This window comes from Acidovorax sp. A1169 (assembly GCF_030704685.1).
Taxonomy (GTDB): Bacteria; Pseudomonadota; Gammaproteobacteria; order Burkholderiales; family Burkholderiaceae_C; genus Acidovorax.
In genome coordinates, this window is record NZ_JAUZDX010000025.1 from 47,163 (window position 1) to 68,660 (window position 21,498).

Below are 21,498 nucleotides of genomic sequence, written 5' to 3' on the forward strand. Positions count from 1 at the left end.
GTTCTTCTGGACGCCCTGAGTCCTTCCACCATCGTTCTTCAGAGCCGCCCTGGCCACCCAGGTGACGGATAGCCACCAGCGTGCCCATCGCCGACAGTCTTGCCATGCCCCGCGTGGAGAAAGACAACATGGCCTCTGAATTGAACAACGACAAAAAAGCTTGGTCGGTGCTGATCGTCAGCACCCTGGCGTTCACCGTGTGCTTCATGGTCTGGATGATGTTCGGCGTCATAGGCATCCCGATCAAGAAGGCGCTCGACCTCAACTCCACCCAGTTCGGCCTGCTCATGGCCACACCAGTGCTCACTGGCTCGCTGGTGCGAGTGCCCCTGGGCATTTGGACCGACCGCTTTGGTGGCCGCATCGTGATGGCCCTGCTCATGGCCATCACCGTGCCGGCAATCTGGCTCATGAGCTACGCCACCGCCTACTGGCACTTCCTCACCATCGGCCTGTTCGTGGGTCTCGCGGGCGGTTCGTTCTCGGTCGGCACTCCCTATGTGGCGCGCTGGTTCCCCAAGCACCGCCAGGGCATGGCCATGGGCGTGTACGGCGCGGGCAACTCGGGCGCGGCGGTCAACAAGTTCGTGGCCCCGGTGCTGCTGGTCGCCTTCGGCTGGACCATGGTGCCGCAGGTGTACGCGGCCATCATGCTGGGCACGGTGGTGCTGTTCTGGCTCTTCACCTACAGCAACCCCGACCACCTGGTGCCCAGCAACGTGTCCTTCATGGATCAGCTCACGGCGCTGAAAGACCCCAAGGTGCTCAAGTACTGCCAGTACTACAGCATCGTCTTCGGCGGCTACGTGGCTCTCTCGCTGTGGATGGTGCAGTACTACGTGGGCGAGTTCGGTCTGGACATCCGCGTGGCCGCGCTGCTGGCGGCCTGCTTCTCGCTGCCCGGTGGCGTGTTGCGCGCGGTGGGCGGCGTGATGTCGGACAAGTTTGGCGCGCACAAGGTCACCTGGTGGGTACTGTGGGTGAGCTGGATCTGCCTGTTTCTGCTGTCTTACCCGCAGACCGATTTCACAGTGGCAACGGTGGATGGCCCCAAGACCTTCCACATTGGCCTCAACGTGTACCTCTTTACCGCACTGATGTTCATCCTGGGCATCGCCTGGGCCTTCGGCAAGGCCAGCGTCTTCAAGTACATCAGCGACGACTACCCGAAGAACATCGGCGCCATCAGCGGCATCGTGGGACTGGCCGGTGGCCTGGGCGGCTTCGTGCTGCCCATCCTTTTCGGCGTGTTGATGGACCTCACCGGCATCCGATCAAGCGCATTCATGTTGATGTACGGCGTGGTGTGGGTCTCGCTCATCTGGATGTACTGGACCGAGGTGCGCAAGACCGAAGTCATGGGCGCCAACGCCAAACCCTTTTCCCTTCAGAACTGACGCTCCGCGTTGCTTGCCACTCTCATGAACAACACATCCAAAGTCGAACCTGACATCGTCGATTGGCGCCCGGAAGACCAGACCTTCTGGAACGCCACCGGCAAGCGCATCGCCTACCGCAACCTCTGGATTTCCGTGCCGGCCCTGCTGTGCGGCTTCGCCGTATGGGGCATGTGGGGAATCATCACGGTGCAGATGCTCAACCTGGGCTTTCCCTTCACCCAGGCCGAGCTGTTCACGCTTACCGCCATCTCCGGCATCTCGGGCGCCACCATGCGCATCCCGGCGTCCTTCCTGGTGCGGCTGGCCGGTGGGCGCAACACCATCTTCCTCACCACGGCGATGCTGCTGGCCCCGGCCATCGGCACCGGCTTTGCACTGCAGCACCCCGAGTGGCCGCTGTGGTCGTTCCAGCTGCTGGCGCTGTGGTCCGGCGTGGGTGGCGGCAACTTCGCCTCCAGCATGTCCAACATCAGCACCTTCTTTCCGAAGCGGCTGCAGGGTACGGCACTGGGTCTGAACGCCGGCCTGGGCAACTTCGGCGTGACCACGATGCAGATCGTCATCCCGCTGGTGATGACGCTGCCCTTGCTGGGCGCCTTCGGTGGTGAGTCGATGACGCTGGTGAAGGACAGCGGCTGGATCTTCGGCAAGATCGCCGCCGGCACGCCCACCTGGATCCAGAACGCTGGCTTCGCCTGGGTGATCTCGCTCGTGCCACTGTCGATCCTGGCGTGGTTCGGCATGAACAACCTGAAGACCGTGTCGCCCGACGCCGGTCACCCCATCGCCGCGTTCGCCAAAGTCACCTACCTCTACACCCTGGCCTTCATCCCTGCCATCTTCATGCTCTGGCTGTATCTGCCGGCCCCCACCGGGCTGGGCGTCCTGAACATGTGGATCGCCATCCCGCTGGACATCATCCTCGCGCTGCTCATGATGCGCGTGGCCGCCTTCGGTGCCATGAAGGAGAACGTGGCAAAGCAGTTCGCCATTTTCCGCAACAAGCACACCTGGTCGCTCACCGCGCTCTACATCGTCACCTTCGGCTCCTTCATCGGCTTCTCGATGGTGCTGCCGTTGGCCATCACGGTGATCTTCGGCTTCCAGCACGTGGCGGACGCCGCCGGTGTGATGACACACACGCTGAAAAATCCGAACGCACCCTCGGCCCTGACATATGCCTGGATCGGTCCCTTCGTCGGTGCCGCGGTGCGGCCCATCGGTGGCTGGATCTCCGACAAGGTCGGCGGCTCCATCGTCACCCAGGTCATCTCGGCGGTGATGGTGCTGGCTTCCGCTGCGGTGGGCTACGTGATGATGCAGGCCTACACCTCGGCCACACCCGAGCAGTACTTCCCCGCCTTCATCGGCCTGTTCATCGTGCTGTTCTTTGCCAGCGGCATCGGCAACGGCTCGACCTTCCGCACCATCGGCGTCATTTTCGACCGCCAGCAGGCCGGCCCCGTGCTGGGCTGGACCTCGGCCGTGGCCGCCTACGGCGCCTTCATCGCCCCGGTGGTGATCGGCGCGCAGATCAAGGCCGGGACCCCGCAGTTCGCCATGTACGGCTTCGCCATTTTTTACGCCGTCTGCCTGGTCTTGAACTGGTGGTTCTACCTGCGCAAGGGCGCAGAGATCAAAAACCCCTGACCCCGCGCACCTCAGATGCCACGCCCCCATTTCCGGAGACATTCATGAGCCATTTTCTCGACCGCCTTTCCTACTTCTCGCTGCCGCGCGAAAACTTCTCGGGCAACCACGGTCAGACCACCGGTGAAGACCGCACCTGGGAAGATGCCTACCGCAACCGCTGGGCGCACGACAAGATCGTGCGCAGCACCCACGGCGTGAACTGCACCGGCTCTTGCTCGTGGAAGATCTACGTCAAGGGCGGCATCGTCACCTGGGAAACCCAGCAGACCGACTACCCGCGCACACGCTGGGACATGCCCAACCACGAGCCGCGCGGCTGCGCCCGCGGGGCGTCCTACAGCTGGTACCTCTACAGCGCCAACCGCGTGAAATACCCCATGGTGCGCGGGCGCCTGCTGGAGCGCTGGCGTGCCGCGCTCAGCGTGGCCAAGACCCCGGTGGACGCCTGGGCCACCATCGTCGAGAACCCCGAAGCCCGTCGCGACTACCAGCAGGTGCGTGGCATGGGCGGCTTCGTGCGCAGCACCTGGGACGAAGTCAACCAGCTGATCGCCGCAGCCAACGTCTACACCATCAAGCAGCACGGACCCGATCGCATCATTGGCTTCAGCCCCATCCCTGCCATGAGCATGGTGAGCTACGCCGCCGGCTCGCGCTACCTCTCGCTCATCGGCGGCGTGTGCATGAGCTTCTACGACTGGTACTGCGACCTGCCGCCGGCCAGCCCGCAGGTCTGGGGCGAGCAGACCGACGTGCCCGAATCGGCCGACTGGTACAACAGCTCGTTCATCATCGCCTGGGGGTCCAACGTACCGCAGACGCGCACACCCGATGCCCACTTCTTCACCGAGGTGCGCTACAAGGGCGCCAAGACGGTGGCAGTGACACCTGACTACTCGGAGGTGGCCAAGCTCTCCGACCTCTGGCTGCACCCCAAGCAGGGTACAGATGCAGCACTCGCCATGGCCATGGGCCACGTGGTGCTGAAGAACTTCTATTTCCCCGATGACGGCAAGCCACGCAGCAGCTACTTCGACGACTACGCGCGCCGCTACACCGACCTGCCGCTGCTCGTGATGCTCAAGGAACACGTGTTGGCCGACGGCACCACCACCCTCGTGCCCGACCGTTACCTGCGCGCCAGCGATTTCAACGGCCAGCTCGGCCAGCAGAACAACCCGGAGTGGAAAACCGTCGCCTTCGATACCGATGGCAAGGCCGTGTTGCCCAACGGCTCGATCGGTTTCCGCTGGGGCGAAGCCGGCCGCAGCGACGAGGGCAAGTGGAATCTACAGGCCAAGGAAGCACGCAGCGACACAAATGTGAAGCTCAAGCTCTCGGTGATCGAAGACGGCGAGCAGGGCACCGAGGTGGTGAACGTAGCCTTCCCCTACTTCGGTGGCGAGGCCTCCCCGCACTTCACCGCGAACGCGCAGAACGGCAGCATCAACCACGCACGTGTGCCGGCTGTGCGCCTGCGCCTGGGCAAGGCCGGCGAAGAGCGCCACGCCATGGTGGCTACCGTGTTCGACCTGCAAGTCGCGCAGTACGGCATCGACCGTGGTCTGGGCAGTGGCGCCAGGAACTTTGATGACAACGCCGCCTACACGCCGGCCTGGCAGGAGAGCATCACCGGCGTACCGCGCGACCAGGTGATCACCGTCGCGCAGCAATTTGCCGACAACGCCGACAAGACGCGTGGCAAGTCGATGGTGATCATCGGCGCGGCCATGAACCACTGGTACCACGCCGACATGAACTACCGCGGCGTGATCAACCTGTTGATGATGTGCGGCTGCATCGGCCAGAGCGGTGGCGGCTGGGCGCACTACGTGGGCCAGGAAAAGCTGCGCCCGCAGACCGGCTGGTTGCCCTTGGCCTTTGCCACCGACTGGGCACGCCCGCCACGCCAGATGAACAGCACCAGCTTCTTCTACGCGCACACCGACCAGTGGCGCTACGAGAAGCTTGGCATGGAGGAGATCGTGAGCCCGTTGGCCGACAAGGCCGCGTTCAGTGGCAGCATGATCGATTTCAACGTCCGCGCCGAGCGCATGGGCTGGTTGCCCATTGCCCCGCAGCTCAAGACCAACCCGCTGCAGGTGGTGAAAGACGCCGCCGCCGCCGGGCTCGATGCCAAGGACTACGTGGTGCGCGCGCTGAAAGACGGCACGCTGGCCATGAGCTGCGAAGACCCGGACGCGCCGCAGAACTGGCCGCGCAACATGTTCGTGTGGCGCAGCAACCTGCTGGGCTCCAGCGGCAAGGGCCACGAGTATTTCTGCAAGCACCTGCTGGGCACCGAGAACGGTGTGCAGGGAAAAGACCTGGGCAAGGACGAAGCGAAGCCCCAAGAGGTGGTGTGGCACGAACACGCACCGAAAGGCAAGCTGGACCTGCTGGTCACGCTCGACTTTCGCATGAGCACCACCTGCATGTACTCCGACGTGGTGCTGCCCACCGCCAGCTGGTATGAGAAGAACGACCTCAACACCAGCGACATGCACCCCTTCATCCACCCGCTCTCGGCGGCGGTTGACCCGGTGTGGCAAAGCCGCAGCGACTGGGAGATCTACAAGGGTTTTGCGAAAGCCTTCAGCGAAGTCTGCGTGGGCCACCTGGGGGTGGAAAAAGAAGTGGTGCTGACACCCATCATGCACGACACCCCCGGCGAACTCGCGCAGCCGTTTGAGGTGAAGGAATGGCGCAAGGGCCACTGTGAACTCATCCCCGGCAAGACCGCGCCGCAGATCACCGTGGTCGAGCGCGACTACCCCAACACCTTCAAACGCTTCACGGCGCTGGGCCCCTTGCTCGACAAGCTGGGCAATGGCGGCAAGGGCATCGGCTGGAAAACCGGCACCGAGGTGGAACAGCTCGGCCAGCTCAACGGCACCACGATGGACGAAGGCGTGACCAAGGGCATGCCGAAGATCGTGACCGACATCGACGCCTGCGAAGTCATCCTGCAGCTCGCCCCCGAGACCAACGGCCACGTGGCGGTGAAGGCCTGGGAAGCGCTTGGCAAACAGACCGGCATCGACCACACCCACCTGGCGATCCACCGCGAGGACGAGAAGATCCGCTTTCGCGACATCCAGGCGCAGCCGCGCAAGATCATCAGCAGCCCCACCTGGAGCGGCATCGAGAGCGAGACGGTGAGCTACAACGCCGGCTACACCAATGTGCACGAACTCATTCCATGGCGCACCCTCACCGGCCGCCAGCAGTTCTACCAGGACCACCCCTGGATGATTGCCTTTGGTGAAGGCCTGGGCAGCTACCGCCCGCCGGTGGACATGAAGGCGACCTCCGGCATTCACAACATCAAGTCCAACGGCAACGCGGAGATCGTGCTGAACTTCATCACGCCGCACCAGAAGTGGGGCATCCACTCGACCTACAGCGACAACCTGATGATGCTCACCCTCAACCGGGGCGGCACCGTGGTCTGGCTCAGCGAAGACGACGCCAAGAGTGCCGGCATCGAGGACAACGACTGGGTCGAGCTGTTCAACATCAACGGCGCGGTGGCCGCGCGTGCGGTGGTGAGCCAGCGTGTGAACCCGGGCATGGTGATGATGTACCACTCGCAGGAAAAGATCATCAACACCCCGGGCTCGGAGATCACCGGCGTGCGCGGCGGCATCCACAACTCGGTCACGCGCATCGTGCTCAAGCCGACCCACATGATCGGCGGCTACGCGCAGCTCAGCTACGGCTTCAACTACTACGGAACGATCGGCACCAACCGCGACGAGTTCGTCGTGGTTCGGAAGATGGACAAGGTGGACTGGCTCGACACACCGGCCGACGACCATCTCATCCGCGCATATCAGTCAGAAGGAGAGAATCCATGAACCCCCACGCTCACGTTCGTTCGCTGCCCCCCATGGGAACGCATGCCTGCCTTGAGGCAGCTTTGCTGGAGGCATCATGAAGATCCGCGCACAAATCGGCATGGTGCTCAACCTGGACAAGTGCATCGGTTGCCACACCTGTTCGGTCACCTGCAAGAACGTCTGGACCAACCGCCCTGGGGTGGAATACGCCTGGTTCAACAACGTCGAGACCAAGCCCGGCATCGGCTACCCGAAGGAGTGGGAGAACCAGGAGAAGTGGCAGGGCGGCTGGACGCGCCGCGCCGACGGCTCCATCGTGCCCAAGCAGGGGGGCAAATGGCAGCTGCTGATGAAGATCTTCGCCAACCCACACATGCCGGAGATCGACGACTACTACGAACCGTTCACTTTCGACTACGACCACCTGCAGTCGGCCCCCGAGATGAAGAACACGCCGACCGCCCGCCCGCGCAGCCTTATCACGGGCAAGCGGATGGAGAAGATCGAGTGGGGCCCGAACTGGGAGGAAATCCTGGGCGGCGAGTTTGCCAAACGCAGCAAGGATGCCAATTTCAACGGCTTCGAAGCCGCGCAGAAGGCCATGGTGGGGGAGTTCGAGAACACCTTCATGATGTACCTGCCGCGCCTGTGCGAGCACTGCCTGAACCCGGCCTGCGTGGCTTCGTGCCCCTCGGGATCGATCTACAAGCGCGAGGAAGACGGCATCGTGCTGATCGACCAGGACAAGTGCCGCGGCTGGCGCATGTGCGTGAGCGGCTGCCCCTACAAGAAGATTTACTACAACTGGAAGAGCGGCAAGGCCGAGAAGTGCATCTTCTGCTACCCGCGCATCGAGGCCGGCCAGCCCACCGTGTGCAGCGAGACCTGCGTGGGCCGCATCCGCTACCTGGGCGTGCTGCTGTACGACGCGGACCGCATTCAGGAAGCGGCGAGCGTGCCCAACGAGATGGACCTCTACAAGGCGCAGATCGACCTGTTCCTGGACCCGCACGACCCGGCGGTGATCGCGCAGGCGCGCGCCGACGGCATCCCCGAGAACTGGCTGGAGGCCGCGCGCCACAGCCCGGTCTACAAGATGGCCGTGGACTGGAAGGTGGCGCTGCCACTGCACCCGGAGTACCGCACGCTGCCCATGGTCTGGTACGTGCCACCGCTCTCGCCCATCACCGCCGCGGCCAACGCTGGTCACCTGGGCGGTAACGGCGAGATCCCGGACGTGAGCCAACTGCGCATCCCGGTGAAGTACCTCGCCAACCTGCTGACCGCCGGTGACACCGTGCCGGTGGTGCGCGCGCTAGAACGCATGCTGGCCATGCGCAGCTACCAGCGTGCCAAACACGTGGACGGCGTCATCAACCAGGACGTGCTCGACCAGGTGCAGCTCAGTGTGCGCGAGGTCGAGGACATGTACCAGACCATGGCGATTGCCAACTACGAGGACCGTTTCGTGATTCCCACCACCCACCGCGAATACGCCGAGAACACCTTCAACATCAAGGGCGGCTGCGGCTTCACGTTTGGCAACGGCTGCTCGGAAGGGCAGACCGAAACCAGCCTGTTTGGCAGCGAGAAGAAGCGCACCATCCCGATCAAGGCAGGGGTTTGAGATGGGCCTGTTTTCCACCACCCCCAAGCCCGTCGTGCACACCTTGCGCGTGCTCGCTCACCTCCTGCGTTACCCCAGCGCCGAACTGCGCGAGCACGCCGGTGAACTGCGCGACGCATTGCGCGCCGAAGCCGCCTTGCCGGCCACACGCCTGGTCGAACTGGACGCGCTGCTGGTGCACCTGAGCCAGCAGCCGGCGCTCGACGTCGAGGCCGCTTATGTCGAACTGTTCGACCGCGGGCGCAGCACCGCGCTGCACCTGTTCGAACACGTGCTCGGGGACTCGCGCGAGCGTGGCCCGGCCATGATCGACCTGATCCAGACCTACGAGAAAGCCGGCCTTTTCTTCGGCCCGGCCGAGCTTCCCGACCACCTGAGCGTGCTGCTGGAGTTCGCCTCCACCCAGCCCGCCGCGGTGGCACGCGAGTTCCTCGGCGAAAGCGCGCACATCGTGCGCGTGATCTTCAGCGCGCTGCTCAAGCGCCAGAGCCCGTACGCCAGCGTGCTGGCCGCCGTGCTCGAGATCGCAGGCGAGAAGGCCGATCCGGTGCCGGTGGCGGCTGACCCCGGCATCGACGAGAGCTGGGCCGAACCTGCAGTGTTCGGCGGCTGCTCCACCGAAGGTCAGGCCCGACCCGGCCAGCCGCAACCCATCCGCATCGTGAAGGCGGCCACCAGCCGTCATACCCCCCCACCACCAGGAGCACAGGCATGACCTCACTGCACCACTTCCTTTTCGGCGTCTATCCCTACATCTGCCTGGCGGTCTTCCTCATGGGCAGCCTGGCCCGCTTCGACCGCGACCAGTACACCTGGAAAAGCGATTCCTCGCAGCTGCTGCGCAAGGGCCAGCTGCGCTGGGGCAGCAACCTGTTTCACGTCGGCATCCTGTTCCTGTTCTTCGGCCACGCCGTGGGCTTGCTCACCCCGCATTTTTTCTACGAAGGCTTCATGGATGCCGCGTTCAAGCAGCGCATGGCCATCTACGCGGGTGGTACCGCCGGTGCGATCTGCTTCGTGGGCCTGTCGATGCTGCTGCACCGGCGCATCTTCGACCCGCGCATCCGCCTGACCAGCCACCGCACCGACATCGCCATTCTGGTGATTCTGTGGGTGCAACTCACGCTGGGCCTGATCACACTGCCGTATTCCTATTCGCACGCCGATGGCAGCGCCATGCTGGTGCTGGCCGAGTGGGCGCAGCGCATCGTCACCTTCCGCCCCGACGCGGCCGCGCTGGTCAACATGGACTGGCCCTACAAGGTACACCTGGTGCTGGGCATGACGATCTTCCTGCTGTTCCCGTTCTCGCGGCTGGTGCATGTGTGGAGCGGCTTCGCGAGCGTTGCCTACCTGGTGCGGCCTTACCAGGTGGTGCGCAGCCGCCGCCTGGGCGTGCCGGCCAACCCGACCAACCCGGCCCATCCTTCCAAGCCCCGCTGATCCAACCCACCCACGGAAGCTTCCATGAGCCAAGACCTTTCCACATCTTCGGGCTGCGGCAGCAGCGCCTGCGCCTGCAAAGCCCCTGAGGTCGCTGAGGCCCCGGTCGAGATCGCCAGCATCAACGGCATCCACCTGCACGACGCCGGTGAGGTGCTGGGCGAGCAGACCCTGCGCGAACGCGCCTGCACCGAGCTGCTACGCCAGCAGGCGGTTAGCGCCGGCCTGCTGCCGCGATTCACGGGTTTGAACGCGCCCGAGCCGGATGACGACATGCGCCGCGCGATCGAGGCCCTGCTCGAAGCCGAGGTGCATTCGCCCGAGCCGGGCCTTGAGGAATGCCGGCGCCACTACGAGGCCCACAAGCCGCGTTTTGTGGTGGGCCAGGCACTGCATGTGCGGCATATCCTGTTCGCGGTCACGCCGGGTGTGCCGGTGAACGCGCTGGCCCAGCGCGCCGAAGCCGCGCTGCTGGAGCTATCGCGCCAGGGGGTGTCAATCGATCGTTTTGCGCAGCTTGCGAACGAGCTCTCCAACTGCCCGTCGAGCGCCCAGGGCGGCGACCTCGGCTGGATCACTCCGCAGGACTGCGCGCCTGAACTGGCCAAGGCGCTGTTCCTGCAGAACGACGCCATCCAGGCCCTGGGTCTGCACCCGCGCCTGGTGCACAGCCGCTTCGGCCTGCACATCGTGGAGGTGCTCGAACGCGAGGCGGGGCGCCTGCCCGAGTTCGCCGAGCTGCAGGCGCAAATCGGAGCGCGGCTGGCCCTTCAGTCGCAGGCCACGGCGCTGCGCCAGTATATGCAGCTGCTGGTGGGTCAAGCAGACGTTGAAGGCGTGGAATTGGAAGGGGCGGACACCCCTCTTGTTCAATGAGTGAGGCCGCCGCAAGCGCATCAGCGGACGAGCTGCTGTTGCGCCTGCGGCATTTCCGCTCCGACTATTTTCCGCGCCATCAGCAGCGCTTTCAGGACCTGGTAGCCGAAGGCCAGCACCCCAAGACGCTGTTTATCGGCTGCTCGGACTCGCGACTTGTGCCCTACTTGCTCACCGGGGCTGGCCCGGGCGAACTCTTCATCGTGCGCAACGTGGGCGCGCTGGTTCCACCCCACGACCAATCGCACGGACTCCATGGAACGATGGCCGCGATCGAGTTCGCCGTGCTCAGCCTGCACGTTGAGCGGATCGTGATCTGCGGCCACAGCCACTGTGGCGCGATCCGCACCGCCTATGAGGGAGCGCCCGACGAGGCGGTAGCCCTCACCGCGTGGCTCAAGCTGGTCGACGAGGCACTGCTGCCAGTGCAGCCTTGCGCAGAATCGATGCGCCGCACCGAGCAGCGCGCGGTGGTGCTGCAGCTCGAACGCCTCATGGGCTACCCCATGGTGCGGCGCGAGGTCGAGGCCGGCCGGCTCACCCTGCACGGCTGGCACTACGTGATCGAAGAAGGCGAGGTGCATGTGTTTGACGCACAGGAGGGCGATTTCTTCGCAGCCTCGGTAGCAACCAACAGCGGCACCGGGCCGTACCAACCTTATGTGGAATACGATGGACAAGTCATCAGTTTTTGAGACCGCCGAGGCTCCTGGGGCGTGCGAATGAACACGGCACTGCGCATTCGACCGTCGCTTGCTGTGCTCTCGGCGGATACGACGGAGCGCGAGTGCTCACGCGCCACCGCCGACCTGATTCACGCGCGCCAGACCCTACAAACCCTCACCGTCAGAACCTGGATACACGATGACCATTCAAAATTTTGACGACCTGTTGAGCGCGGCACGCATGCAACCTCTGCCGCAGCGCCTGCTGTTCGTGTTCGCAGGTGTCGAGCTGCCGCAGGACGCCACGCCGGCCCAGCGGCTCGAATTCGAGCGGGGTGAAGGTGGCGCGCTGGTGCCTCAGATATGTGTGGACAAGGGACTGGACGAACTCCAATCTTTCGACCAACTGGTGCACGAAGCCGAGGCCTTTGGCAAACCCTGGGGCATGGTGTTCGCTGCCGCGCTTGCAGGCAAGCCGGGCCGCGAGCCTGGCAGTGCCGAGGCCGATCAGCCGCTGCACGACATGGTGGAGGCGATCCGCCAGGGTAGGTTGGGCGCGTTCATTCCCTTTGACCCTCAAGGCCATGCCGTGGTCTTGAACTGAGATGGGCCGCTCAATGCCGTCGTCCGTTATCAGCCTGCCAGGCTAACCTGCGATGGGTTCTGGCGGCCGCAGCAATATGTGCAGGTGCGCGGTTGGAACGAGGGCGTAGCCAGCGCCGTGCGTGACGTGATGCAGCCCTTCGGTCAGGGCCATGCCGCCGCACCGCGAGGACGCGAAATACCATGTATTCCTGACGTCCCCTGTCAATTTGAAACCGAATTGGTAGTCCTGCAGGGACTGAAGTTGAAGCACGCAGAGGGCTCAGCGGATCTCGCAGCACTCCGGCCTCTTTCACTGAAATCTAGTGTCCTGAGTTGGAAGTTCGTTGAAGAAAGAAATCTGCCGAAATCGCTGCCAAGCTAGGCGCAAAGCGCAGACATGCCGGGCGCATGGCGAGCATTTGCAACGACGCATGGCGGTGATTGTCGGTAGATTTATTCAACGAATTTCTAACTCGGGACACTAGTAACCCACTTCAAATTTGAGCCCGCCCTGCTTGCGCAGCCGCCGCAGCCAATAGGCCGCAGCCAGCAAAAGTGCCAACCCAATTGCTACGTTGCGCTGCTTTGCACCGGGCGGACCATCGTAGCGAGCAGTAATCGTGTGTTCGCCAGCAGCCAATCGAACCTGCATTCGGCCATCCGGCAACAACTGCTCTTCGATGGTCGTTGCGGTCAACGCCAAACCATTCACGTGCACTGACCAGCCTGGCAGGTAGATTTGCTGGATCACCACCACACCCGGATTCGCGCCTGCGAAGCGGTAGTTGAGCGCGTGCGGCGAATGCCCGGGCTGTGGGTGCCCCTGCCAATGCGCTGAGTCACTGGTCATCCAATTCAATGTGGACCGGTTTGAAAATTGGTCAACTCCTAAATGTCCAGTCAAGGCCGCCCGATGCCGCGCCAGTTGTGCTTCGCATGTTTGACTGATAGGCGTGTATCGTGCCGTTTCGGGCGGATTTTTGGCGAATCTTGCCGGCAACCATTCCCCACCATCCAGAGTGGCCAACGCCATGTTGGGTCGGGCCAGGCTTGGATAGGTCTTGACGCAGTCGAGTTGCGCACCGGCAACGGGCTCGCCCAACACTTGCAGTGCGCGAAAGTCATGATAATTCCATGCCGACCAGGTCAGCGCCAGCAGTCCGAGCGTCAAGCCCAACCGCCGCAGGACCGAGTGGCGATTGCTGCCATGCCAATAGCCAAGCGTACAAACTACCTGTAACGCGGGCGCAAACACCGCCAGCCGCCAGGGAAACTGCATCAATGAAAAGGGGTAAAGATGCCAGAACCAGCGGCCGGTCGGCAGCATGGCGAGAAAAAGTACAAGGTAGACCAGGCCTGCGGCCCGGATGAAAGGGTGTCCACGACCTTGCCAGGCACCTGACAATGCCAAAGCCACAAAGGGTGCGGCCAGAAATGCCTGGGGGTCGAACAGCACGCCAGATAGAGAGGCGACGTTGCGCCAGGCCTCAAAACCGCCGGTCAAAGCGACCTGCGCATTGACCAGAGGCTTGAGTTGCGCAACCGGGAGCCAATATGGCGAGGCCAGTGCCAATGCCAGCAACAGGGCACCTGCCAGTTCAAGGACGCTGCGCAGTCTGACCGCCAGCGGTGCCTGGTGCTCGGTGCCGGCCAGCGTCAGCATACCCAGCAGAGCGACGACCAATGGCAAAAACAGTACTGCCATCGGGTGGCTATAAAAGCTTGCCGCAAGCACCAGCGTCAGTCCGCTCCAGCACAGCGCCCGTCCCCCCATACCCATTGTTGAGCGCTGCACTGGCGCCAGCAGGCACCAACTCCAGTGCAGCACCCACGGCAACAGTTGAATGACCATCCATTCACTCAAATCACCGCGCTCATACAGGTTGATGTGAACATAGGGCGCCGCCTGAAACAACACCACAAGGGCCAGAGCGGAGAGGCGGTCCACAAAAGTCCGTGCAAGTCGGTACACACCAAGCCCGCCAATGAGGCACAGCGCACCCAGTGTCAGCAACTGACGCCACAGCAAGTCGTCAGTCAGTACGGCCAGCCAGCTGTTGAGGAAGAAATAACCGGGTTGATAAAAGACGAACTCGGGATAGCCGTATCCGGCATTGAAGTCGGGTAGCCAGCGCGGATACCAAATGCCAGCGGCCATCGCCTCCTGAAAGTGACTCGACAACACGGCGTACCGGACGTGCTCGTGGGCGTCTGGCAGGACCGGGTTCAGCAGGTTTGACCAAAGCGGCAGCAAGGACAGTGCGGGCAGTGTCGCCCAAACGCCAAGCGTCAGCCAAGTCCAACGCCTTGTAGGGGTGACGCCAAACGCGCGGGCAACCGTTTGCATGGCGCCGGCGCCAAGCGTCTGGAACAAGAGCATGCCGGCCATCAACCGCTGCGTTGCGTGGTGAGATTTCATCGACTCCGCGCCACGTGCGAGCCCTGCATTGTTTTTGGCTTCATTCATCGGACTTGATCAAGTGGCTGAGATTTTGGGGGCCTGGCTGCAGCCTTCTGGCTTGCGAGAGCGGCGCAGCCGCGACGCACGCCCCGCTGCGAACAGCAGCGGGATCGTGCGGGCGCGCGGAGCACTGGATGCGCGCGCCTGGCCGTAGGGTCAGCGGGGCTGGTAGCAGGTGCCCGCGGCGATGGCCGCCGCCATCGCATTTGCCGTGCTGGCCCCGTCGGGGTAGGCCGAGGGGGTGGCCGTGTCCTCAAGCAGGCACAGATGGGTGCCCCTGCGCACCATCACCACCGGCATGGTGGGGAAGTTCATGCCATCGCGCACGCCCCAGTAGGCCGAAATGTCGTTGGTGATCTCCTGGCGCGTCTGCGTCACCGTGAACGCGCCCACCAGCGGGCCCGCCATGGTGGTGCCCACGCCGGTCCACTGCGCATTGCGGTAGCTCACACCGCCCGCGCCCACGTAGATGAAGACGGGCCTGCCTTGCGTGATGCGCCAGCCGTTCTTCAGGCCGATGCCATCCGGCCTTGCGGTGCACTGGTCCTGCTCCCAGAAGCCGGTGACCGAGCCAGAGACTGCGCAGCTCACCTGCACCGTGTCCACCGCGGCGGCAGCGACCACGCCGGTGCCATTGCGCACCACGCAGCCCGTGCCCACGGGGGTGGACTTGACCGTGACGGCATAGGCCGCGCCAGCGGCCAGTGGCGTGGCAAAGGTGAAGCCGCCATCCGCGCTGAGGGCCAGGTCCTGGCCGCCGCTGGTCAGCACCACGGTGACACCGGCCGGCACACCGCCGATGGTGCCGCCCAGCGTGTTGCGGTCGCCCGGCAGCTGCACGCATTCGACCTGCACCAAGGGGTTGTTGGCGGCCAGCGTGCCCGTGCCCAGCGCCACCGTGCAGCGCTGGCCCGTGGGCTGGGTCTTGACGGTGACGGCATAGCTGCTGCCCAGCGGCCAGCTGGCCGCCGTGCGCACGATGCCGTTGGCGCCCAAGGTGAAGTCATCCGCCCCGTTGTTCTGCAGCGCCACGCTCTGGCCCGCCGCCAGCCCGGTGACCGACACGCCCAGCGTCTGGTAGGTCGGGTCGGGCGTGGGGGCTGGCGCTGGTGAAGGCGCAGGCGTCGGGGCCGGTGCGGGTGTAGGAGCTGGCGCAGGCGCAGGCGCAGGTGCCGGTGCCGGTGCGGGGGCTGGCGCAGGTGCCGGGTCGTCACCGCCACCCCCACCGCAGCCGCCCAGCAGGGCGGCCGTAAGGCCCAGGCTCAGGCCCAGGGGCGCAATGCGCCGCAAAGCCCGGGCAGACAGTGGCAGGGGACGCGGGGCGGCGCGCGGCGCCAGGGATGGAACGGACATGCAAGGCTCCTCTCTATGGGATGGAGGCTCACGGTGCATTCCGATGCATGGCATGCCCTGGCTCCACCTGGTTGGTGTGGAGGGCCAGTGTGCATGCGAATGGTTCTCACAGCACGTGACGCCGGTCACCACCTTTGCCAGAGCCCGGCGCTCCACCGCATGCCGCTGCAGGGCCCGTTCATCCACCGCGCGGGTACTGCCGCCGTCCCACTGCAGTGCCCCGCCGTGGGGACGGGGGCCAGCGGGTGCACCCCTGGTTGCCTTGCGCGTCGGCCCCAGAGCGCAGCGCCCTGCCCCAACCATCGCGCGTGGCATCGTGCGGCGTGCTCAAGCGCGCCAGCGTGCGCAAGATGATCAGGTGAGGGACGGGGAGATCGCGCGCGCGGAACAATGGCGGTGGGTTGGCCGAAGACCGCTGTGGGCCCAACGCTGCCGGTCGCTCTTGCCCACCAGCCGTACGGATTGCTCCAATGCGGTCTTTCAGCACAGGTCATGGCCGGCGGATCTGGAATGCGGCGTTGGCGCCCCACGTCGCCACCATCAGGCTGCCATCCGGAGCGACCGCCAGACCCACCGGGCTGCTCAGACCGTCCGCAATCACCGTGCGAACGCCTTGGCGGTCGACGCGGCTGACCGTGGTACCGCCATAGTCCACGACATAGGCGGCGTCCGCCCCGGCGGCAACGATGCCGGGGCCGGGACTGCCCAGCTCGGTATTGATCGTCCTGGCCTTCTTCCCACCCGACACGAGAGAGATACCACCTGCGATGTTGCTCACGAGCAAATCGCCATTGGCCAGTTCAGCGGCACCTACCGGTGTTTGCAAGCCCTCCGCTGCGATCTCGACCTTCCCGTCTGGTGACGCAGCGAGAATCTGATGGGTCCTGCGATTGGCGATCAGCAAGCGACCGCGCGCATCGAAGGACAGTCCGGCAGGTGTTGCCAGCCCCCGCACGAAAACAGCCTTGTCGCCATTCGGCGTGAAACGCCACACGAGGTCTTCGTTGTAAGAGGCGACGTAGACATCTCCTTTGGCCGAGATGGCCAGCCCTGACGGCCCGCTGAGGCCGCTGGCAAAGACCGTCCGCTCGCCCTTGGGGGTCAGGCGCATCACGGTGCCCGCAGACCAATTGGCCACGTAGAGGTTGCCGCCCGCGTCGTAGGCCATACCGACAGGCGAGCTGAGTCCTTCATGGCTTGCTGTGCGGTCCAGCTTCCACATGCCCGCCGATTGCAGTTGGGCGAAGACAGGCTGGTCCAGCGAACTCGCCATGAGGAGCACCAGGCACGTGGAGTAGCAAAGTTTCTTCATGCTGCGCCCTCTTGAGAGAAGATTTCCTTGGCGGCGAACAGCCCGTTGAGCGCCGCGGGGAAGCCGGCGTAAACGGCCATCTGCATGATGACTTCGACGATCTCTTGCCGGGAGCAGCCGACATTGCGGGCGCCGTGGATGTGCACCTTGAGTTGCGGCGCGGCATTTCCCATGGCGGTGAGTGCCGCCACCACCGCCAGTTCCCGCATCTTGAGGTCCAGACCCGGCCTTGAATAGATGTCGCCGAACGGAAACTCGATCAGCAGCCGCGCAAAGTCAGGCGCGATGTCTTGCAGGCTTTCGATCACGTTCTCGCCGGCCTGACCATCGATCTCCTTGAGCTTCGCCCAACCTCGCACATACCTGTCGTCATTCATAAATTTGCCTTCGCATGAGTTGGTAAGGTGACTCTATGGGTGGCCAGAAGGCCTGCCCAATACCTTTTTTGTGATACCTTTTCGGTATGAATGAAGCGATTGATCTGCGACAGTTCCGCTATTTCGTAGCCGTCAGTGAGGAGCTCAACTTCGGGCGGGCGGCGCAGCGCCTGTACATTTCCCAACCTCCCTTGAGCCGGCAGATTCGCCAGTTGGAAGAGCAGCTTGGCGTCGCGTTGTTCGTACGCACCAAGGTCGGCGTAACGCTGACAGAGGCAGGGGCGGCATTCCTGCCGGAGGCCAGGCGGACCCTGGCTCAGGCCGGTAAGGCCGTGGCGGCCGCGCAGGCAGCACGAGCGGCCGAGAGCGGCCAGTTCGTCCTTGGCTACACGACGGTGTTCGACCGAAGTGCCATTCCCGATGTTTCAGGGCCCCTCAAGAAGTGCTTTCCGAACTGGAGGATCGTCACCAAGGGAAAGCATTCGATCAGCCTCGTTCGCGACATCAAGAATGGAACGATGGACGTTGCCTTCATCGGCTTGCACACCGAGGCCAAGGGCCTCAAGGTGGAGACGCTGCGGGAGGAACCGCTCATGGTTGCCCTGCCCGCCAAGCATGCGCTTGCGCGCAAGCGCAGGATCGGCTTCGATGACCTGCGCGAAGAATCGGTATTCCGGTTTGAACGTCGGCTGAATCCGGGCTTCTACGACCACTGCCAGGCGTTCTTCGAAAGGATCGACTTCAAGCCTCGCACGGTTGTGGAACCCGACGACCACCACATCCTGCTCGGGCTCATCGCCGAAGGACAAGGCATCGGGCTGATCTCTGCGTCCTTGCAGAACGTCAAGCGGCAGGGAGTTGTCTTTCGACCGCTCAAGCAAGAGAAACAGAAGCTGACCAGCGGCATCGCCATGGCTTACTCGCAAAGCAACGCGTCAGCCGTCTTGACTCGGTTTCTTGAGCTTGCGAGGTCGCAGGCGCGGCCTCCTCCTGGACGGAGTCAGTGAGAGAATCTCCCCGCCTATCGAGGCTTTATTGGCCTTTATTTGCGGGACGGGACACTCGCCCAGCAAGTCAACAACGCATCCATAGAACGAGGTCTGGTCAGCCACCTACAGAGGTCGCTGTCCGCGCTGCCGAACTCCATGCCAGCGGAGCCAAGCTGGATGTCCCGCAGCGCCGAAATGCGCAGCGACTTGAGCCCCAGGACAACCACAAGGAAAGGAAAGAACCCCGATGCCCACCAGCCCGCCCGCGCACGTGACCTTCCGGCCCTTTGCGGGACCTGCCGACTACGAGGCCATGGTCGCGTGCGCCAACGCGAGTTTTGCGGCTGACGAAACCGGCTTCGTTCGCACAGTGCAAGAGGTCGCGCGCGACTACGCCGCCTTCACCAGTTGCGTGCCCGAGCGCGATGTGTGGATCGCCCAGGCCGGCAGTGAGATCGCGGGCTACGTGCGCTCATGGGCGTGGGCGCAGGCCGACGGGCTTCAGTTGTATTCGCAATTCGCCGTGGTCGCGCCCCAATGGCGCCGCCAGGGCATCGGTACGGCGCTGCATGCCTGGCTGGAGCAACGCCAGCGCACCCAGGCTGCTGCCGAACACCCGGGCGCGCCGCGCCACGCCCACCACGCCTACATCACCCACGGTGAGACTGCGCGTGCGGCCCTGCTCGAAAAAGCCGGCTACACGCCCGAGCGCTACTTCTTCGCCATGGTGCGCCCCACGCTCGACAACGTGGCCGACTTCCCCCTGCCCCAGGGCCTGGAGCTGCGGCCCGTGCAGCCCGAGCACTACCGCGCCATCTGGGACGCGCATTGGCGGGCCTTCCGAAGCCACTGGGGCCATTGCCCTCCCGATGAGACCGACTACGTGAAGTGGCTGACGAGCCCGGTCTTCCAGCCCCACCTGTGGCAAGTGGCCTGGGACGTGCAGACCCACCAGGTCGCCGGGCAGGTGCGCACCTACATCGACGCCGCGTGGAACCGCAACAACGGCCGCCAGCGCGGCTGGACCGAGTTCATCAGCGTGGGCGAGCCCTGGCGCCGCCGTGGCCTGGCGCGTGCCCTCATCTCGCACAGCCTGCGCGCCCAGGCAGCAGCGGGCATGGCCGAATCAGGCCTGCGCGTGGACAGCCAGAACCTGAGCGGCGCCAACCGCGTGTACGCAGACTGCGGCTTTGTGGTGGATCGGCGCGACTGCGTGTACCGCAAGCCGCTGGTACTGGGCAACCGCGATTGACCCCGGGGCAGCGAGTACGATGGGTGCCATCGGCCCAACGGCTTGCAGAGAGAAACGGGGATATGGCGTTCGAACTTCTACTCACCCTGACTGGGCGACTCGTGGTCTGGGGTGCAACGCTGGGCCGCTGCCAGTGCGATGACATTGGGAGCGGGGACCATCGCATGCACGGAGCATCTGGAGCCCTTTGGTATGCTCGCGATGGCCGCAAGGTCGTGACAACCACGGGCCAGATACTGGTTGGGCTGGCGCTGCTCACTGCGCTCGGGCTGGCGTTGTGGAGCCTATCTGTGGCCTGAACGCCCCCACGCCCCACCGCACTGGCCAAAGGCCCGCAAGCAGGCAGGCGCTGCCGTCAGGCCTTCTACCTGCAGAGCCGCGACATGGTGGCTTCGTACGCTTGCACCACATCGGGCTGGGCTTCGGCTGCCATTGTCGAAGCGGCTGGCCAGCACAGCACGGCGGCAGCATGGCTGCCCAACTGGCCGATGGCATTGAATAGCATTTTCACGTGGGCGACATCGCCGCCGAGGTGCGCAGCTCGAATCGCGACAGGTCGATGATGGGCACCACCATTTGCGGCGCGCCGGTCGCATGAGCATGGGGTGCTCGATCTCCAGCTTGCCAGCCTGGAAATCGTCGTGGTGATCGTGCCGTGCCAACCCGGCATGGAAGCACCCGGTCAAGGGCGCGATGTTCTATTCGCCCCCCGCCCAGGCCCCAGGACAGCAGGGCCTGCGGCCCGGAGTGGTCTACATTACGCCAAGCCGTATTCCACCATGAAGCAACTTCTACTGACCATGTCCCTGCTGTCATTTCTGGGCCTTGCCTCGGCCGACGACTTCGCCGAGGGCCAACTGTGGGGCTACCACACGCGCAAGGGCGAAGAGAACTCGCGCGTGCTCATCAACAAGGTCGAGACCAGTCCCAGACTCGGCAAGATTTTCCACATCAGCGTCTTAAATGTGAAGGTGAAGAACCCGCGCATCGACGGCGGTTTGTCGACCGACCTGCCCCACTTTCCGGTCTCGCAAGAGACCCTGAAGAAGAGCCTCACCCGCCTTCGCGGCAAGAGCGCGCCCAACCCAAACTATCGAGAGGGCTATGAGACCTGGAAAAATGCCTTCGATCAGGGTAAGGCCGGCATCTTCACCATCGATGTGGCAGACATCGTGGATGCCGTCGAGCACACCATCAACCAGCCATGAGTGACAACTGCGGCGGCAACGGCAACCGCATGCGCTCCTGGCACGATTACCACCTTACTGGCTATGCGGTTGACGGACAGCGGCAGCAGCTCACGCTCCATGTCGCATGGCTATACGGGACACACCCAGACATCCCACACGCATGGATCATCTTCCACGGCGTGGAAGGCTACTTCCTTGAAAATGACCTCGGGGTCAACGTCGTGTACACGATCACAGAAGAGCCCCTTGCCGAATTTCTCGCCCAGCATGCCGCCCACTTCGAAGCCAAAAAGAAATGGGGTTGGCCGCTCTTTTGGCGCGGCAGCTTCGACGAGACCTTGGCGCACCTCAGCGGCAAACAGGCGAAGTGCTTCGAGATTTCATCGTCCTATGGCATGACAGGCTGGGTGCTGGCGTCCGGCGTCAGGCATGAAGTGATAACCAGCTATCCGCCCGCTGGGGCCGCCTGAAGC

15 protein-coding genes and 1 pseudogene are annotated in these 21,498 nt (G+C 64.0%); 12 read left to right on the plus strand and 4 right to left on the minus strand.

Features of this window, described 5'->3' with window-relative positions; all coding sequences use genetic code 11:
* Positions 1-128 precede the first annotated feature (128 nt).
* The 8 genes and pseudogenes from QYL93_RS27840 (at position 129) to QYL93_RS27875 (ending at position 12,110) form a co-directional block, all read left to right on the plus strand.
* Positions 129-3,050: pseudogene (locus tag QYL93_RS27840) on the plus strand (nitrate/nitrite transporter).
* A 44-nt stretch (positions 3,051-3,094) separates the two neighbouring features.
* Positions 3,095-6,913: a nitrate reductase subunit alpha gene (locus QYL93_RS27845; RefSeq protein WP_305746709.1), complete on the plus strand. Its 3,819-nt coding sequence runs from the start codon at positions 3,095-3,097 to the stop codon at positions 6,911-6,913.
* 76 nt (positions 6,914-6,989) lie between these two features.
* Positions 6,990-8,522 (plus strand): nitrate reductase subunit beta, encoded by a 1,533-nt coding sequence (gene narH / locus QYL93_RS27850; RefSeq protein ID WP_305746710.1) that lies wholly within the window; start codon positions 6,990-6,992, stop codon positions 8,520-8,522.
* A gap of 7 nt (positions 8,523-8,529) precedes the next feature.
* Positions 8,530-9,237: a nitrate reductase molybdenum cofactor assembly chaperone gene (narJ, locus tag QYL93_RS27855; RefSeq protein ID WP_370877053.1), complete on the plus strand. Its 708-nt coding sequence runs from the start codon at positions 8,530-8,532 to the stop codon at positions 9,235-9,237.
* Positions 9,234-9,965 carry a respiratory nitrate reductase subunit gamma gene (gene narI, locus QYL93_RS27860; RefSeq protein ID WP_305746712.1) on the plus strand — a complete coding sequence of 244 codons (732 nt, stop codon included), beginning with the start codon at positions 9,234-9,236 and terminating at the stop codon, positions 9,963-9,965. The genes narJ and narI overlap by 4 nt, the downstream gene beginning before the upstream one ends.
* A gap of 24 nt (positions 9,966-9,989) precedes the next feature.
* On the plus strand, positions 9,990-10,841 hold the full coding sequence (locus QYL93_RS27865; RefSeq protein WP_305746713.1) for a peptidylprolyl isomerase: 852 nt from the start codon (positions 9,990-9,992) through the stop codon (positions 10,839-10,841).
* Entirely contained in the window at positions 10,838-11,536 is a 699-nt protein-coding gene (locus QYL93_RS27870; RefSeq protein ID WP_305746714.1) for a carbonic anhydrase, read from the plus strand. The genes QYL93_RS27865 and QYL93_RS27870 overlap by 4 nt, the downstream gene beginning before the upstream one ends.
* Positions 11,537-11,705: 169 nt before the next feature.
* Positions 11,706-12,110: a ribonucleotide reductase subunit alpha gene (locus QYL93_RS27875; protein ID WP_305746715.1), complete on the plus strand. Its 405-nt coding sequence runs from the start codon at positions 11,706-11,708 to the stop codon at positions 12,108-12,110.
* 462 nt (positions 12,111-12,572) lie between these two features.
* Here QYL93_RS27875 and QYL93_RS27880 read toward each other — a convergent pair whose 3' ends face one another.
* The 4 genes from QYL93_RS27880 to QYL93_RS27895 form a co-directional block, all read right to left on the minus strand.
* Complete coding sequence (locus QYL93_RS27880; RefSeq protein ID WP_305746716.1) at positions 12,573-14,558, minus strand: hypothetical protein; 1,986 nt, start codon at positions 14,556-14,558, stop codon at positions 12,573-12,575.
* A gap of 150 nt (positions 14,559-14,708) precedes the next feature.
* The gene (locus tag QYL93_RS27885) at positions 14,709-15,905 is read right to left on the minus strand and encodes a hypothetical protein (protein WP_305746717.1); all 1,197 of its coding nucleotides are present in this window, start codon (positions 15,903-15,905) and stop codon (positions 14,709-14,711) included.
* Between the two features lie 490 nt (positions 15,906-16,395).
* Positions 16,396-17,217, minus strand: a complete 822-nt coding sequence (locus QYL93_RS27890) for an NHL repeat-containing protein (RefSeq protein WP_305746718.1) — start codon at positions 17,215-17,217, stop codon at positions 16,396-16,398.
* Positions 17,214-17,594, minus strand: a complete 381-nt coding sequence (locus tag QYL93_RS27895; protein WP_305746719.1) for a carboxymuconolactone decarboxylase family protein — start codon at positions 17,592-17,594, stop codon at positions 17,214-17,216. The genes QYL93_RS27890 and QYL93_RS27895 overlap by 4 nt, the downstream gene beginning before the upstream one ends.
* An 86-nt stretch (positions 17,595-17,680) precedes the next feature.
* On the opposite strand from QYL93_RS27895, the gene QYL93_RS27900 reads away from it, so the two are divergent.
* The 4 genes from QYL93_RS27900 to QYL93_RS27915 all read left to right on the plus strand — a co-directional run bounded on the left by QYL93_RS27900 (position 17,681) and on the right by QYL93_RS27915 (position 21,495).
* Positions 17,681-18,601: a LysR family transcriptional regulator gene (locus QYL93_RS27900; protein ID WP_305746720.1), complete on the plus strand. Its 921-nt coding sequence runs from the start codon at positions 17,681-17,683 to the stop codon at positions 18,599-18,601.
* A gap of 229 nt (positions 18,602-18,830) precedes the next feature.
* Positions 18,831-19,835 (plus strand): GNAT family N-acetyltransferase, encoded by a 1,005-nt coding sequence (locus QYL93_RS27905; protein WP_305746721.1) that lies wholly within the window; start codon positions 18,831-18,833, stop codon positions 19,833-19,835.
* Between the two features lie 605 nt (positions 19,836-20,440).
* Complete coding sequence (locus QYL93_RS27910) at positions 20,441-21,043, plus strand: hypothetical protein (RefSeq protein WP_305746722.1); 603 nt, start codon at positions 20,441-20,443, stop codon at positions 21,041-21,043.
* Positions 21,040-21,495 carry a hypothetical protein gene (locus QYL93_RS27915; RefSeq protein WP_305746723.1) on the plus strand — a complete coding sequence of 152 codons (456 nt, stop codon included), beginning with the start codon at positions 21,040-21,042 and terminating at the stop codon, positions 21,493-21,495. Before QYL93_RS27910 ends, QYL93_RS27915 begins: the two co-directional genes overlap by 4 nt.
* The last annotated feature ends 3 nt before the right edge of the window (positions 21,496-21,498 follow it).